General features: G+C 72.1%; 14 protein-coding genes. 7 read left to right on the top strand and 7 right to left on the bottom strand.

Annotated features, from left to right (window positions below; genetic code table 11):
• The coding region (locus tag EAO73_RS03535; protein ID WP_147970034.1) for a glycosyl hydrolase family 28-related protein at positions 1 to 1,933 on the top strand (1,933 nt) is incomplete at its 5' end.
• Positions 1,934 to 2,063: 130 nt separating this feature from the next.
• Positions 2,064 to 2,696, top strand: a complete 633-nt coding sequence (locus EAO73_RS03530) for a maltokinase N-terminal cap-like domain-containing protein (protein ID WP_147970033.1) — start codon at positions 2,064 to 2,066, stop codon at positions 2,694 to 2,696.
• Between the two features lie 18 nt (positions 2,697 to 2,714).
• Here EAO73_RS03530 and EAO73_RS37070 read toward each other — a convergent pair whose 3' ends face one another.
• Positions 2,715 to 2,840, bottom strand: a complete 126-nt coding sequence (locus EAO73_RS37070) for a hypothetical protein (RefSeq protein WP_263576291.1) — start codon at positions 2,838 to 2,840, stop codon at positions 2,715 to 2,717.
• Between EAO73_RS37070 and EAO73_RS03520 the strand changes: the two genes are divergently transcribed.
• Positions 2,832 to 3,221 carry a hypothetical protein gene (locus EAO73_RS03520; RefSeq protein ID WP_147970032.1) on the top strand — a complete coding sequence of 130 codons (390 nt, stop codon included), beginning with the start codon at positions 2,832 to 2,834 and terminating at the stop codon, positions 3,219 to 3,221. The two genes, EAO73_RS37070 and EAO73_RS03520, sit on opposite strands and share 9 nt — an antisense overlap.
• A gap of 129 nt (positions 3,222 to 3,350) precedes the next feature.
• Here the strand turns inward: EAO73_RS03520 and EAO73_RS03515 are convergent, their stop codons facing one another.
• The gene (locus tag EAO73_RS03515) at positions 3,351 to 3,719 is read right to left on the bottom strand and encodes an SH3 domain-containing protein (protein ID WP_191133923.1); all 369 of its coding nucleotides are present in this window, start codon (positions 3,717 to 3,719) and stop codon (positions 3,351 to 3,353) included.
• Between the two features lie 164 nt (positions 3,720 to 3,883).
• Between EAO73_RS03515 and EAO73_RS03510 the strand changes: the two genes are divergently transcribed.
• Positions 3,884 to 5,149 (top strand): hypothetical protein, encoded by a 1,266-nt coding sequence (locus tag EAO73_RS03510; RefSeq protein ID WP_147970030.1) that lies wholly within the window; start codon positions 3,884 to 3,886, stop codon positions 5,147 to 5,149.
• Between the two features lie 52 nt (positions 5,150 to 5,201).
• Here the strand turns inward: EAO73_RS03510 and EAO73_RS03505 are convergent, their stop codons facing one another.
• The 3 genes from EAO73_RS03505 to EAO73_RS03495 form a co-directional block, all read right to left on the bottom strand.
• Positions 5,202 to 6,206, bottom strand: a complete 1,005-nt coding sequence (locus EAO73_RS03505) for a YdcF family protein (protein ID WP_191133922.1) — start codon at positions 6,204 to 6,206, stop codon at positions 5,202 to 5,204.
• Between the two features lie 89 nt (positions 6,207 to 6,295).
• Complete coding sequence (locus EAO73_RS03500; protein ID WP_147970028.1) at positions 6,296 to 7,135, bottom strand: hypothetical protein; 840 nt, start codon at positions 7,133 to 7,135, stop codon at positions 6,296 to 6,298.
• 29 nt (positions 7,136 to 7,164) lie between these two features.
• Positions 7,165 to 8,568, bottom strand: a complete 1,404-nt coding sequence (locus EAO73_RS03495) for a sensor histidine kinase (protein WP_224756165.1) — start codon at positions 8,566 to 8,568, stop codon at positions 7,165 to 7,167.
• A gap of 132 nt (positions 8,569 to 8,700) precedes the next feature.
• On the opposite strand from EAO73_RS03495, the gene EAO73_RS03490 reads away from it, so the two are divergent.
• Together EAO73_RS03490 and EAO73_RS03485 are read left to right on the top strand one after the other, a co-directional pair.
• Entirely contained in the window at positions 8,701 to 9,609 is a 909-nt protein-coding gene (locus EAO73_RS03490) for an ABC transporter ATP-binding protein (RefSeq protein ID WP_147970027.1), read from the top strand.
• Complete coding sequence (locus EAO73_RS03485) at positions 9,606 to 10,454, top strand: ABC transporter permease (RefSeq protein ID WP_147970026.1); 849 nt, start codon at positions 9,606 to 9,608, stop codon at positions 10,452 to 10,454. Before EAO73_RS03490 ends, EAO73_RS03485 begins: the two co-directional genes overlap by 4 nt.
• Before the next feature lie 18 nt (positions 10,455 to 10,472).
• Here EAO73_RS03485 and EAO73_RS03480 read toward each other — a convergent pair whose 3' ends face one another.
• Entirely contained in the window at positions 10,473 to 11,402 is a 930-nt protein-coding gene (locus tag EAO73_RS03480) for an SDR family oxidoreductase (protein WP_147970025.1), read from the bottom strand.
• Between the two features lie 171 nt (positions 11,403 to 11,573).
• Here EAO73_RS03480 and EAO73_RS03475 point away from each other — a divergent pair, with 171 nt between their 5' ends.
• Positions 11,574 to 12,098: a TetR/AcrR family transcriptional regulator gene (locus tag EAO73_RS03475; protein WP_147970036.1), complete on the top strand. Its 525-nt coding sequence runs from the start codon at positions 11,574 to 11,576 to the stop codon at positions 12,096 to 12,098.
• Between the two features lie 87 nt (positions 12,099 to 12,185).
• Here EAO73_RS03475 and EAO73_RS03470 read toward each other — a convergent pair.
• The coding region (locus EAO73_RS03470; RefSeq protein WP_224756163.1) for a coagulation factor 5/8 type domain-containing protein at positions 12,186 to 13,959 on the bottom strand (1,774 nt) is incomplete at its 5' end.

The raw sequence follows: 13,959 nt of genomic DNA, 5'->3' as shown, positions 1-13,959 counted from the left end.
CGTCGGTGACCGCGTTCTCGGCCTCCTGCTCGGCGAAGGCCACCTTGGCGCCGCCCTCGACCCCGCCCTGGTCCAGGGGCGCGGCGCCAAGGTGGCCTTCGCCGAGCAGGAGGCCGAGAACGCGGTCACCGACGGCACGGTCATCGGCCCGGACCGGGAGGCGTACACGCTGCCCTCCGAGGCGTCGGGCCGCAAGGCGGTCAAGCTGGCGCCCGGTCAGCACGTGGAGTTCACGCTGCCCTCGGCGGCCAACGCGATCACCGTGCGCTACAGCATCCCGGACGCGCCGGGCGGCGGCGGGATCACGGCCCCGCTGGACGTCTCGGTGAACGGCGCCAAGCGGTCCACGATGACGCTGACCTCGCAGTACTCCTGGCTCTACAACCAGTACCCGTTCTCCAACGACCCGGGCGCCGGGCTGCTCCACCCGGACTGGTGGATCACGGAGTGCTCGTGCGTACCCTCCGCGACCACACCCGCCCCGGTCGTCGACAAGCCGTTCAGGCCCAGCCACTTCTACGACGAGCAGCGCCTCCTGCTCGGCCGTACGTACCGCGCGGGCGACACCGTACGGCTGACCGTGCCCGCCGGGAGCCGGGCCGCGTGGACGGCGATCGACCTGCTGGACTCGGAGCGCGTCGGGCTGCCGCATGTCGAGCTGCTGGCCGCCGACGTCCTCGCGTTCGGGGCCGATCCGACCGGGCGGCGGGACGCGGCCGGCGCGATCGAGAAGGCCATCGCGTTCGCCCGGCGCACGCACCTGAAGGTGTACATCCCGCCGGGGACGTACCGCGTGGACCGGCACATCGTCGTCGACGACGTCACGATCACCGGCGCGGGGAACTGGTACACGAAGATCAAGGGCCGCGAGGTCGCGCTCGACGAGCCGGCCACCGACGGCTCCACGCACACCGGCGTCGGCTTCTACGGGAAGTCCGCGGCCGAGGGCGGCAGCCGTAACGTGCACCTGTCCGGCTTCGCCATCGAGGGCGACGTGCGCGAACGCATCGACACCGACCAGGTCAACGCGATCGGTGGCGCGATGAGCGATTCGACGATCACCGGCCTGCACATCAGCCACACCAAGGTCGGTATGTGGTTCGACGGCCCGATGAATAACCTGCGGGTCGCGGACACGATGATCACCGACCAGATCGCGGACGCCGTCAACTTCCACACGGGCGTGACCGGTTCACGCGTCACGAATACCTTCGTACGCAACTCGGGCGACGACGGCCTCGCGATGTGGGCCGAGAAGACGACCAACGCCCGCAACACCTTCGACCACAACACCGTCCAGACGCCGGTTCTCGCCAACGGCATCGCGATCTACGGCGGCACGGACATCACGGTCGCGGACAACCTGGTCGCGGACCCGGTCCGCGAGGGCAGCGCCCTGCACCTCGGCGCCCGCTTCGGCGCGGAACCGTTCGCGGGGAAGGTGGAGCTGGCCCGTAACACCACGGTCCGCGCGGGCACGTACGAACTCAACTGGAAGATCGGCCTCGGGGCGCTGTGGGTCTTCGCCCTGGACCGGAGCATCGACGGCGCCGACATCCGGGTCACCGGCAACGACTTCCTGGACAGCACCTACAACGCGCTGATGCTGGTCTCGGACTGGGCGGTGAAGGACCAGTACGTGATCAGGAACATCCACTTCAAGGACCTCCGCGTCGACGGCACGGGCACCTCGGTCCTGAGTGCCCGCGCGGCGGGCGACGCCACCTTCGAGAACGTGGACGCGCGGAACGTGGGCGCGGTGGGCGTCAACAACTGCGGCTCGTTCAACTTCCCCTCGACCGGGTCGGAGTTCGCCCTGACGGACCGGGGCGGCAACGACGGCGGCTGGCTCGCGCCGTGGCTCCTGCCCAACACGATCACCTGCGACGACCGGCCGGAGGTCGTGCCGCCGCCGGCGCCGGGGGCGTGGTGACGGTTTCCTGACCGCCGGACGGCCCCGTGGACGGCTGGTTGCATACGCTCGACCCAGCGCGCGGGTGCGCAACGGGCCCCGCGCGCAAGGCAACCAGCCGTCCACTCGACGTACGGGAGAGACCACCGGTATGGCCGTCATCCATCGCACCACGCTGTCGCCGACCAAGCTCGAACTGCTCACCGCCTGGCTTCCGGCCCGGCCCTGGTACGCGGGCTCCGCGCGCCCGGACCTGGACAGGTCGGGCGGGTTCCGGCTGGACGATCCGCAGGGCGAGGTGGGCATCGAGCTGATGGTGGTCACCGACACCTCGGGCGCCGATCCGGTGGCGTACTTCGTGCCGCTGACCTACCGGGGCGCGCCGCTCGCGGGCGCCGAGGACGCGCTCGTCGGCACGACCGAGCACGGGGTGCTCGGGAAGCGCTGGGTGTACGACGGGGCCCACGACCCGGTCCTCGCGGCGCAGTTGTTCGCCCTGCTCGACGGGCGCGCGGAGCCGCAGGCCCAGAGCGAGACCGACACCCCGGACCCGACGGTCACCCACTCCAGCACCGGTGGCCCCTTCGGCACCGTCATCGCCGAGGCCACCGACACCCCGGAGGGCACGGACCTGTCCGTCACGGGCGCGATCCTGCGCCTGAACCGCGTCCTGCACCCCGGCGGCCCGCTGCCGGAGGGCACGACGGGCCATGTGTCGGGGCAGTGGCGCACGCCGGAGGACGCGGTGGTGCGGGGGGCGTTCGCGGTGCTGCGTACGGCGTAGGGGCTCGGAGGCCCCGGGTCACCGGTCGGCGCTGCCCGGCGGGACGACCCACTCGGCGGGCTGGCCGGTGAGCGCGGCGATCATGTCGAAGTCGCCGTCCGTCGTGCAGGCGGACGCCACCACGAGGAGGAACCCGTGTCCCACCCGCAGCCGCTCACCCCCGAGCAGGCACTCGCCGACGCGAAGAGGCGTCTGGACCTCCCGCGCACCGTCGTGATCTGCGGTTCCACCCGTTTCATGGCCGAGATGGCCGAGGCCGATCTGCGGGAGACCGCGGCAGGGCGGATCGTAGTCAAGCCCGGTTGCGACATGAAGTCGCCGCACGCGCTCTGGTCCGATCCGGCCGGGGCCGAAGCGCTGAAGGCGCGGCTCGACGAGCTGCACCGGGCGAAGATCCGGCTCGCCGATGAGGTGCTCGTGGTCGGCGACTACATCGGGGACAGCACGCGGGCGGAGATCGCCTACGCCCGCTCGCTGGGCAAGCCGGTGCGGTTCACGCACCCCGAGGTCGACCCCGGCGCGTGACGCGGCGAGCGGGGCCGGCCGGTGTCCCGGCAACTGCGGTGGGCCGACCGTCCGCACGTTCCTCCGAACCGCCGGACGCGCCCCAGGGGGTGTGCGAGGGACCTCCAGGGGCGCGTCCGGAACAGCTTCCTAGCCGCCGATGCGGACGTACGAGCTGTAGACCCAGCCGTACGTGTACTTGTGGGCGCCGCTGCGGATGTAGGCGTACACCCAGTTGCCCTTGCCGCAGATCGCGTCGAAGCCGGTGCCCTTGGAGAGCAGGCCCTTGGACGTGGAGTTCGTGGTGGGCGAGGTCCGCAGGTTGACCGAGCCCGAGGTGGTGTAGCCGGGCAGGTCGTACGTGACGGTGCAGGCCGACTTACCCGTCGCCGAAGCGCTCGGGGCGGTCGCCAGCATGGTGCCGCTGATCGCCAGCAGCGACACTCCGGCGGACGCCACAGCCATGCGGAGCCGGCGGGGCTTCGACGTGCTGGGGCGGGTGGTGGAGCGATGTGACATGCGCATCCTCTTCACTCGTTCTCGTCGGGTATGACAGGACGAGAACGTACGGCTTCATCCGCCAACCGGTGCCGCCTGCAATGGACTTGGAACAGCACCGCGACCGGCCCAGGACACGCGGCGACGCGGGATGCGCCTCCAGCCGCCCTGGATATCGTCTCCGCATGGATCAGGACGCGCTGATAGCCGAGCTCCAACGGGCCACGAAGGACAGGGAGCCGGTCGACGCGATCGTCCGGCGGCTCGCCGAACCGGGTGCCGACGCGGCCCCCGGCCTCGTCGCCGCCGTCGGCACCGTCTCCCGGTCCGCGTTGTGGGGGCTGCGGGACGCCCTGCGCCTGATCGGACCGCCCGCGTTCGACGTCGCGGTGGCGGCCCGGACCCGCGCGGACAAGGTGCCCGACTGGTGGGAGCTGGGGCATGTGCTGCGCGGCTTCGACGAGCGGTGCGTTCCGCAGTACCGGGCGGCGCTGGCGCATCCCGTGAAGGAAGTCCGGCATCAGGCGCTGGGCGGCCTGGAGAACCTGGGCGAGGCCGCCGCCGTCGCGCTGACCGACGTCATCCCGTTCCTCAACGCCCCCGACAGCTCCACCCGGTACACCGCCGCGCAGACGGTCCGAGCCATCGGTGCGGGAAGCGGCCCCGTGCTGGCGGGCATCCGCCGCAACGGCCCCGCCCGTCTGAGGCGGCACGCGCTCACCGCCCTCGCGGTCATCGGCGAGGCGGACCTGCTGGACGAGCGGGACCGCCGCGCCCTGCAACGGCTCATCCGCGTCAAGGCGGCTCTGGACATCCCGGAGGCCCTGCCCGACCACCAGTGGATCGCCGTCCCCGGGGCCACGTACGACGGTCTCTTCGAGGCAATGGGGCTCCACGACCGCATCCCCTGCACGCTCTCGATGGGCCTCTCCGCCGCGGAGAACGACTCCGTGGACGTCACGGACCCGGACGGTACGCGGCACACCGCGTACCGGGTCTTCGTCACGCCGGAGCTGGACGGCTGGCGGCTCGTCTACGCGAACACCCCGCTCTCGCCGGCGGTCTGGAAGTACACCGACGTCATCGAGCGCATCAGCGCGGCCTGCGGCCAGGCGCAGTTCTTCGCCCAGGACGAGCACAGCGACTCGATGATCTGGGCGGTCGCCCTCGACGGAGTGCTGCGCCGCCGGTACCGGCGTAACGAGTCCCCCGAGTGGGTGGGCGAGCCCATGGACTGGGAGACCCCCCTCACCGACGATCCCGACTACGACCCCGCCGAGGAGTACGCGCCGAACGCCACCACGGAGACCGACACCAACGGCGCGGCCTGGGCCCTCTCCCTGGTCCCGGAGGACATCGACGACGACACGACCCTGCGCGGCCACGGCTGGCTCGCGATCAGCCGCGCGGGCGTGGGCCACACGGCGTTCGCGGGGGCACTGCGGATCTGAGGGGCCGACCGGGGCCGGGGTCGATCGACCGCGGCACAGGGCCGTGCTCGGCTCAGTGCTCGGCGTACTTCGCGAAGTCGTCCCGCTCGAACAGGCCGGCCGCGCGGGCGGCGGTGACGTAGGTGTAGCGGCGCTCGCGCACCTGCCTCGACGGCTCGGCGTTCTCCCCGCTGCCGGCGGCGTCGACCGTCATCGTCCAGCGACACCGGCGGGCGAGGGCCTTGAGCGTCGTCACGGCCCTGGGCAGGTGCGACAGGGCGCTCACCGCGAGGACGTCATGGAGCCCGTACTCCCGGCAGGCGGCGACGATGCCGATCGCGTTGCCGACCGTGTCGCGGGCCTTGTCGTCGGTGAGGATCCGCGTCGGGTCGACACCCTGCCGGACCAGCAGGTCGCGCATGAAGCCGGCCTCGGGCTCCGGGCCGCGGATCGCGGCGCCGCTCACGACAATCCGTGCCGCGCGGAAGCGGGCGGCCATCTCCTCGGCCTTCGCCATCCGCAGGAGGAGCCCCGGCGAGGGGGTGCCGTCCGGGTTGGGGGACTGGCCGAACACCGCGATCACGTCAGGGTTCGCGTCGGGGTGCGGTTCCGGGCGGAACGTGGCGTACTGGTCGGCATCGGTGGTTCGGATGAAATGCCGAAGGTCGGCGGCGGCGGCCGGTGCGCGCTGTCGCAAGTGGGACATGCGGCATTCCGCGTCGTCGTCCTCGCCCATGAACCGCTGGACCAGCGCGGTGATCGCCAGGGCGTGGATGTCGTCGGGCTTGCGGCGCAGGACCTGGTCGAGCTGGGAAACAGCCTCCTGGAACGCGCCGTTGACCAGGTAGACGTCGGCCTGGAGGCGATACACGTCGAGGTCGTCCGGGGTCGCCCTCTGCTTGGCGTCCAGGGAGGAGTACATCTGTTTCCATTCCCAGCGCCGGTAGTTGACGACTTCGTCGGCCAGCCGCGGATTCTGGGCGTAGGAACGGGCGTAGTCCGGCTGCATCCCGTCCATCGCCGGGCCCCGGCCGTCCGGCTTCGGGGCCGGCATCGGGAGCAGCGGGGACAGCTTCATCGCGCACCTTCTCGAACTCGGGGCCTGCGCATCCCGCTCGAACACTCTAGCCCTCGGCGGCGATCGCCCTTTCTCGCCGAGCCGGTCCCTCAGCGCTTGGGGCGGTCCGCCTTCGGGAGCAGTCCCGCTCGTACGGCTCGGGCCCGGGCCCGGACCTTCTGGGGCGGGAGGCCCGGGGTTCGGCGGGCCGGATTCCCCCGGCATGTACGGCACTTGCCACCTGTCAGGGCGTCGGCCGTGCCGGGGACGCGGCACTCGCTGCATTCCAGGGTGCGCAGGACCGTACGTGGTTCGCGCGACGGGGGCAGCTTGGTGCGGAGGCGGGTGGCGACGAGGGCGGCCGGGTGGTGGACGCGGTCCGGGAGGCCGGTGGTGAGGGCCTGGAGGATTTCGGGTTCCGTGGCACCCCGCCGCAGCCACTCCGTCATCTGCGGTTCCAGCGCCACGCAGTCCCGGTGCGACAGCGACAGCGCGGGCGCTGTGCGGCCCAGCGCGGCCAGCAGGATGAACGCGCGGGAACGCGTAACCCGTTGGGTGTCCTTCGGTACGTCGCCCCGGCCGTACGCCGCCCACCACGCGTCGTCCCGCGCCGTGCGCGAGAAGAACGTACGCGTCACCCACAGCAGGCTCTCCCCGCTCACCACGCACTCGCTGCCCCGGCGCAGGTGGCCCGCCTCCTGGAGCCGGTTCAACGTGGTGCGGATCGCGCACTGGCCGTACGGGAGTGCCTTCGCGAGCGTCTTCACGGAGATGTCGGCCCCGTCGCACAGCCCGTCGATGTACGCGGCGATCGCGGCGTCGCGGGGCGCGAGGTGCGTGAAATCAGCGCCTGTACGGGGGCGTTGGTCCGGGGCGGAACGCTTGCCGTAACCGGGGTTGGCCATCGGGTGGTCGGGCGCGGGCGCGCCACTAAACTGGCTGGCAGCCATCTGATCGTCCTTAGCCTCGATCGAGGTGGTCAGGCCCCTGGCGGTGTTTGCGCACCGGCGGGGGCCGTCTTTGCTTCTGTCCTCGCCGAAGCTAGAGCGCGACTACCCCGCGTCGCAACTTGATCGCGAAAAGTGAACCCTTGCGGGTCACGAGGGGTGGGTGCCCCCTCCCGTACAGGCTCCGGCCCCCGCTCCGGCAGCCCGGATATCGCCTCCCGCACGGGCTCGCACGCCGGCACCGGCAGCCGGGCCGTCACCCGGAAGCCCCCGCCCGGCACCGGCGCGGCCGTGAACTCACCGTGCAGCAGAGCCACCCGCTCCCGCATCCCGACAAGGCCGAACCCCGAGGACGTACCCCGCCCGGCGCCCCGGCCCCGGTCCGTGATCTCGACGGCCAGCTCCTCGGGGCCGTACGAGACGCGGACCCGGCAGGCGTCGGTCTCCGCGTGACGGACGACGTTGGTCACCGACTCCTGGATGACCCGGAACGCCGACAGCTCCAGCTCGGGCGGCAGGACGCGCCGTTCGCCCCGCCATTCCACGTCGACCCGGACCCCGGCCGCGGTCGTGACGCGGGCGAGCCGGTCGACGTCGGCCAGGCAGTCGGCGGGGCGCAGCGGTGCGTGTTCGCGACCCGACGGCTCCTGGCCCGGCCCGGTCTCCCGCAGGGCGCCCAGCATCCGGCGCAGCCCCGACAGCGTCTCCCGACCCGCCGTCTCCACCGCGCTCATCGCCTCCCGGGCGGCGTCCGGCTGGGTGTGCACGACCCTGGCCGCGGCGCCCGCCTGGAGGGCGATGATGCCGACGCTGTGCGCCACGATGTCGTGCATCTCGCGGGCGATGCGCAGCCGTTCAGCGACGAGTGCCCGGTCGGTGGCCCTGGCCGTGAGGTCCGCGTCGTGCCTGCGGCTCTCGTACACCGAGCGGCCCACCAGCCAGGCGACGACCGACGTCAGCGCAACGGCCACCTCCGCCGACATACCCGCGGGCCATCCGGCGAGCGCCCGGCCGCTCACGAAGACGACCAGGACGACGACCGACATGACGAGAGCGAGGACGCCCGTGCGCAGCGGACGCGCGGCGGCCGTGAAGTACAGGGCGAGATCGACGGCCAGGAACTGCGCCAGGGGTATCTCCGTGACCCCGAGCGGCATCGTGGCGAGCGCGGAGGCGGCGAGGAGCACCGCCATGGCACCGAGCGGGCGACGGGTGAGCCACAGGCAGCCCGCCATCAGCAGCCCCGTGGACAGCAGATGGGTCAGCAGGCCGTCCCAGCGGTAGAAGAGGACCCCGGGCATGACGGACGCCTGCTGTTCGCCCGGGAGCCGCACCCGCATCAGCAGGGTCAGCACCATGCCCGCGTACCAGGCAGCCGCCACCCACGCGCCCGGTGGGACGCGCTTGAGCAGGGGCAGGACAGGTGACGAGGACATGTGCCGAGCGTAGCCAGCGCCGAACGCCCGCACATCGGCCCACGGTTGTACACCCACGGGTGCAGTCCCGCCCGCCCGGATGTCAGCGACGGCCCGACGACACCGCCGGTCGCGGCCAGCAGGGTGGTTGCCGTGATCGAAGTCAACGGACTGACCAAGCGCTACGGCGGCGCCACCGCCGTCGACGACCTGACCTTCACCGTCCGGCCGGGCGAGGTGACCGGATTCCTCGGGCCCAACGGGGCCGGCAAGACGACCACGCTGCGCATGCTCCTCGGCCTGGTCGAGCCGACCGCCGGAACGGCCACCCTCCGGGGCCGCCCCTTCCGTGAGCACGCACGCGGACTGCGCCACGTCGGCGCCCTGCTCGACGCGGGCGACGTGCACGGCGGCCGCACCGCCCGCGCCCATCTCGCCGTACTGGCCCGGAGCAACGGCATCCCCCGCGCCCGGGTCGACGAGATCCTGGAGGAAGTGGGCCTCGCCGCGGCGGCCCGCCGCCGCGTCGCCGGATTCTCGCTCGGGATGCGCCAGCGCCTCGGCATCGCCACGGCCCTGCTCGGCGACCCGCCCGTCCTGCTCTTCGACGAACCGCTCAACGGGCTCGACCCGGAGGGCGTGCTGTGGGTGCGCGGCCTGTTCCGCCGGCTGGCCGCCGAAGGCCGTACCGTCTTCGTCTCCAGCCATCTGATGACCGAGATGGAGCACACCGCCGACCGGCTCGTCGTCATCGGGCGCGGCGCCCTCATCGCCGCCGACAGCCTGAGCACGTTCGCCGCCCGCTCGACCCGGCTGAGCGTCACCGTCCGCACCCCGGACGCGGCGGCCCTGACCCCGCTGCTGACCGCCGAGGGCGCCTCGGTGACCGGCGACGGCGACCGGATCGCGGTGACCGGGCTCCCCGCCGAGCGCATCGGCGAACTCGCCCTGCGCCACCGGGTCCTGCTCCACGAACTGACCACCCTCGGCGCCTCGCTGGAGGAGGCGTTCATGGAACTCACCGCGGACAGCGTCCAGTACCTGGCAGGAGACCCCCGATGACCACGGCGACCGCCGCCCCCGTGACGCACGACGGGCCCCGCGCGCGCTTCACCGACCTGATCGCCGCCGAGTGGCTGAAGACATGGTCGCTGCGCTCGACGCCCTGGCTGTACGCGCTCAGTGCCTTGGCCGTCGTCGCGTTCAATGCCGGTACGGCCTACGACCACTACAAGTACTGGTACCAGTACGACAAGGGCAGCCAGGAGTTCTTCGTCACCCACCGTCTGGCGCTCGTCGACACCTTCACCGACAACGCCGCCCTGGTGCTGGTCCTGGCGCTCGCCGCGATCGGTGCCGTGTCGGTCACCGGCGAGTACGGGACCGGGCTCATCCGCACGACGTTCACCGCCGTACCCGCGCGGCGTTCGGTGATGGCCGCCAAGGTACTCGTACTCGCCGCCGTCAGCGCGGCCTTCGGCGTGCTTGTCGCCGCCGCCTCCTTCGCCTCGACGCAGGCGATCCTGTCCGGACGCGGTGCCTCCGTGGCCCTCGGCGACCCCGGGACGCTCCAGGCCCTCGCCGCCTCCGCGCTGCTCGCCCCGGTCGCCGCGCTCGCGGGGCTGGCGCTCGGCACGGTGATCCGGCACACGGGGGCGTCGGTGGTGGCGTGCGTGGTGGTGCTCCTCCTGCTCCCGATGGTTCTCAGCGACCGCCGCCACCTGACGGCGGTGCTTCGGCACACCCTGCCGTTCAGCGCCTGGGACCGTCTGACGGGCGGCGCCCTTCCGCAGCCCCCGCCCGAGCTCTTCCCGTGGGCGGAGGTGGGCGCCTGGACCGTCTACGCCCTGTGGGCGCTGGCCGCCGGGGCCGTGGCGGTGTGCGCTGTGCACCGCCACGACCAGTGAGGACGGCGGGGTGACGCGTTACGCCTCCGGCGCACCGAAGTAGTGCCCCTGGTCCAGGTCCTCGACGAGCTCCGGCCCGGCCGGCTTCCAGCCGAACCGTTCGCGGGTCAGCGCGCTGGAGGCGGGGGAGTCGAGGCTCACCATGGCACCCAGCCAGCCGAAGTGACCGGCCGCGTCCTCGGGCGCGACGGAGACCACGGGGACGCCGAGGTGGCTGCCGATGGTCTCCGCGACGGACCGCAGCGGGACGCCCTCCTCGGCCGCCGCGTGCAGCGTGGTGCCGGCCGGGGCGTCCTCCAGGGCCAGCCGGAACAGGTGGGCGACGTCCGAGCGGTGCGCGGCCGGCCAGCGCCCGGAGCCGTCGCCGACGTAACCGGAGGCACCCTTCGCGCGGGCGTTGGCGATCAGGGAGGCGACGAAGCCCTGGTCCCCGTCGCCGTGGACGGTCGGAGGCAGCCGGACGACGGACGAGCGGACGTCACGGGAGGCGAGGGCGATGGTCGCCCGCGCGTTGTCCTGCCGCCCGCCCGGACCCCCGGCGGGCGCGCCCGGGTCGGCGCTCTGCCCGTCCTCCTCGGTCGCGACCCGGCCGGGGGCGAGCCCGAGCAGCCCGGAGGCGATGACGAAGGGCTTGCCGGAGCCGGCGAGCGCGTCCCCGAAGGCGTCGATGGCCCGGCGGTCCGCGTCGGTGGCGCCCTGGAAGTCCCCGGAGAACGCGATGTCGTGCTTGAACGCGAGGTGCAGCACCCCGTCCGCGTCGGCGGCGGCTTCGCGCAGCACGTCCAGGTCGTCCAGCGACCCGCGCCGCACTTCGGCCCCCGCGGCGGCCAGCGCCTCGGCCGACGCCTCCGAGCGGGCGAGCCCGACCACCTGGTGACCGGCCTCGATGAGCTCGGGAACGACGGCGGAACCGATCCACCCGGATGCGCCGGTGATGAATACACGCATGAGGAAACCTCCTGGAACAGGCTGACGACCCGGGCGGCGGGAAGCGCGGCCGGACCCCGATGTCAGCGACTGTCATCGAGCGTACTCCTGATGTCAGTCACTGTCATCCCATAGACTCGCCCTATGGGTCGATGGGAGCCGAACGCGCGCGGCAGGCTGGAGCAGGCCGCCATGGAGCTGTACGGCGAGCGGGGTTACGAGCAGACGACCGTGACCGAGATCGCCAAACGGGCCGGCCTCACGGAACGCACGTTCTTCCGGCACTACGCCGACAAGCGCGAAGTGCTGTTCGCGGGCTCCGCCCTGCTCCGGGAGCGCCTGGTGAGCGGCCTCGCCGGGGCGCCCCCGTCCGCGCCCCCGATGGACGCGGTGGCGGCGGCGCTCCAGGCGGCCGCGGCCGTGTTCGACGAACGCCACGAGCAGGCCCGGCAGCGGCAGCGGATCATCACGGCCAACCCGGAGCTCCAGGAACGCGAGCTGGTGAAACTCGCCTCGCTCGCCACGGCGATGCGGGAGGCCCTGCGGGAGCGCGGTGTGAGTGAACCGGCGGCGGGTCTGGCGGCCGAGGCGGGGATCGCCGTCTTCAAGGTCGCCTTCGAGCGCTGGATCGACACCATCGGGGTGCGCGGCATGGGCGCGTTCGTCCTGGAAGGGCTCGCCGGACTCGAATCCCTGATGGCGGGCGGCCGGCCCTGACACGACGACGCCCGCCCCGTCGGAAGCGACGGGACGGGCGGCCTCGCGGAAGGCTCCGGCGGACGGAGCCCCGTACCTGCGAGCCGTCTACGGGAACGACACCACCTGTGACGGCACGGTGTCCGTCCCCGAGGTCGGCGAACCCGTGTCGTTGATGACGTGGTTGTACTGGCCCTGGCCGCCGAGGGAGACGACGAGCAGGTCGTGGAACTTCACGCCGGGCTTCACCGGCGCCTCCAAGCCGTGGTCCTGGCGGATGCTGGGATCGACGTTGAAGTAGCAGTAGCTCCCCAGTCCCCAGCCCTCGTGCGTGGTGACCGAGTCGTCCACCTTGTAGGCCGCGAAGCCCTTGATGTCACCGTTCTGGACGGCCGCCTGGTTCGGGGCGTCGTAGGCCTTCTCGTTCTGGAAGAAGATGGTCTTGCCGTTCTCGCCGGACCAGCGGACGTCGTACTTGTTGAAGTGTTCGACGAACAGGCCGGTGGCCAGGACGTTGTCGCCGTTGACCTGGAGGCCGTAGTCGGCCCGGTTGGTCTCCCAGCCGATGCCTTCGCCGTGGTCGGCGCGCCAGAGCCAGGTGTGGTCGACGATCGTGTCGTTGCTGTTGATGACCATGCCCGTGGTCGCCTTGCCGGCACCGGCGCCGCCGACCCGGACGAACACGTCCTGGACGCTGGTCGGGTTGGCCGCGTGGCTCGCGGACGCGCCCTCGGGACCGACCTCCACCAGGGTGTCGGAGTTGGTGGTCCCCGCGTCGATGAGCAGCCCCGCGAGCTTGACGCCGTCCACGTCACCGACCTTGAGGGCGGTGACCCCGTTGTCGGGGATGATCGTGGCGAGGCCGAGCCCGAGCACGACCGTGTCGGCGCGGTCGATGTTGATCGTCTGGTCCACGTGGTAGATCCCGGGCGTGAACAGCAGGTGCAGGCCCTGGTCCACGGCCGCGTTGATCGTCTCCGCGCTCGCGCCCGGCTTCACCACGTAGAACTGGTCCAGCGGGATGGACTCGCCCTGCGGGGTGCCGTTGCCCCAGGAAGTGCCGCGCGCGTTGGTGCGCTTGGCCGGGACGAACACCTTGTAGGCGTCGCCGTCCAGGTAGAGGAACGGCTTCTCGCGAGAGACCGGGGTGTTCTCGAGTGTGGTGTAGGGCGGTTCGGGGAAGCTCTGCGCCGGTGCGCCCTCGACGCCGGAGAAGGTCATGTTCCAGACGCCGTTGCCCCAGCTGCCGATGGAGCTGTCGCGGGTGTACCACTGCTGCTGCGAGTACGGGCCGACCTGGCCGTCGATCTTGCTGTCGGCGATGTACCCGCCGCTCGCCCAGCCGTAGCCGTCGGGGGCGAGATTCAGTCCGCCCTTGACGTGCATCCGGCGGAAGGGGGCCGCCTGCGAGACCGCCCAGCGGTCGGTGCCGTTGACCGGGTTGAGCGCCAGGTTCTCGGCCGACCGCCAGAAGTTCTGCGTGGCGTTGCCGTTGAACCAGCCCGCGTCCACGGTGACATCGCCGTTGAACGTGGTGTCGTCCGGCTTCAGCCCGAGCCCGGCGATCGAGGTGTAGAAGCCGATCTGCGCGTTGATGTTGTCGTACGTGCCCGGCTTGAACAGCAGCGCGTAGCGGCCGTCGCCGAACTGCGCCGACTCCTGCTTCTTGAACACTTCGTCGACCTTGCCCTGGATGTCCGGCGTCGACGGGTCGAACACCATGACGTTCGGGCCGAGGTCGCCGCCGCCCTCGACGGCCTGCGCGTCCTGCCCGAAGGCGGTCTGCGCCGTGGGGACGGCCATGAGCAGCGACACGGCGAACGCGGCGAACCCGAAGGCCCTGCCCCGGCGCCGGCGGCGGGATGGTGCGGTGGGGGTGGGG

The organism is Streptomyces sp. col6 (assembly GCF_008042035.1).
In the GTDB taxonomy this organism is placed as follows: domain Bacteria; phylum Actinomycetota; class Actinomycetes; order Streptomycetales; family Streptomycetaceae; genus Streptomyces.
The sequence above is the reverse complement of the archived record's forward strand: the minus strand, read 5'-3'. Positions and strand labels throughout refer to the sequence as shown.

Coding starts and splice junctions, on each gene's coding strand:
- EAO73_RS03530 (WP_147970033.1), top strand. CDS start 2,064: ATGGCCGTCATCCATCGCACCACGCTGTCGCCGACCAAGCTCGAACTG.
- EAO73_RS03515 (WP_191133923.1), bottom strand. CDS start 3,719: ATGTCACATCGCTCCACCACCCGCCCCAGCACGTCGAAGCCCCGCCGG.
- EAO73_RS03510 (WP_147970030.1), top strand. CDS start 3,884: ATGGATCAGGACGCGCTGATAGCCGAGCTCCAACGGGCCACGAAGGAC.
- EAO73_RS03505 (WP_191133922.1), bottom strand. CDS start 6,206: ATGAAGCTGTCCCCGCTGCTCCCGATGCCGGCCCCGAAGCCGGACGGC.
- EAO73_RS03500 (WP_147970028.1), bottom strand. CDS start 7,135: ATGGCTGCCAGCCAGTTTAGTGGCGCGCCCGCGCCCGACCACCCGATG.
- EAO73_RS03495 (WP_224756165.1), bottom strand. CDS start 8,568: ATGTCCTCGTCACCTGTCCTGCCCCTGCTCAAGCGCGTCCCACCGGGC.
- EAO73_RS03485 (WP_147970026.1), top strand. CDS start 9,606: ATGACCACGGCGACCGCCGCCCCCGTGACGCACGACGGGCCCCGCGCG.
- EAO73_RS03480 (WP_147970025.1), bottom strand. CDS start 11,402: ATGCGTGTATTCATCACCGGCGCATCCGGGTGGATCGGTTCCGCCGTC.
- EAO73_RS03475 (WP_147970036.1), top strand. CDS start 11,574: ATGGAGCTGTACGGCGAGCGGGGTTACGAGCAGACGACCGTGACCGAG.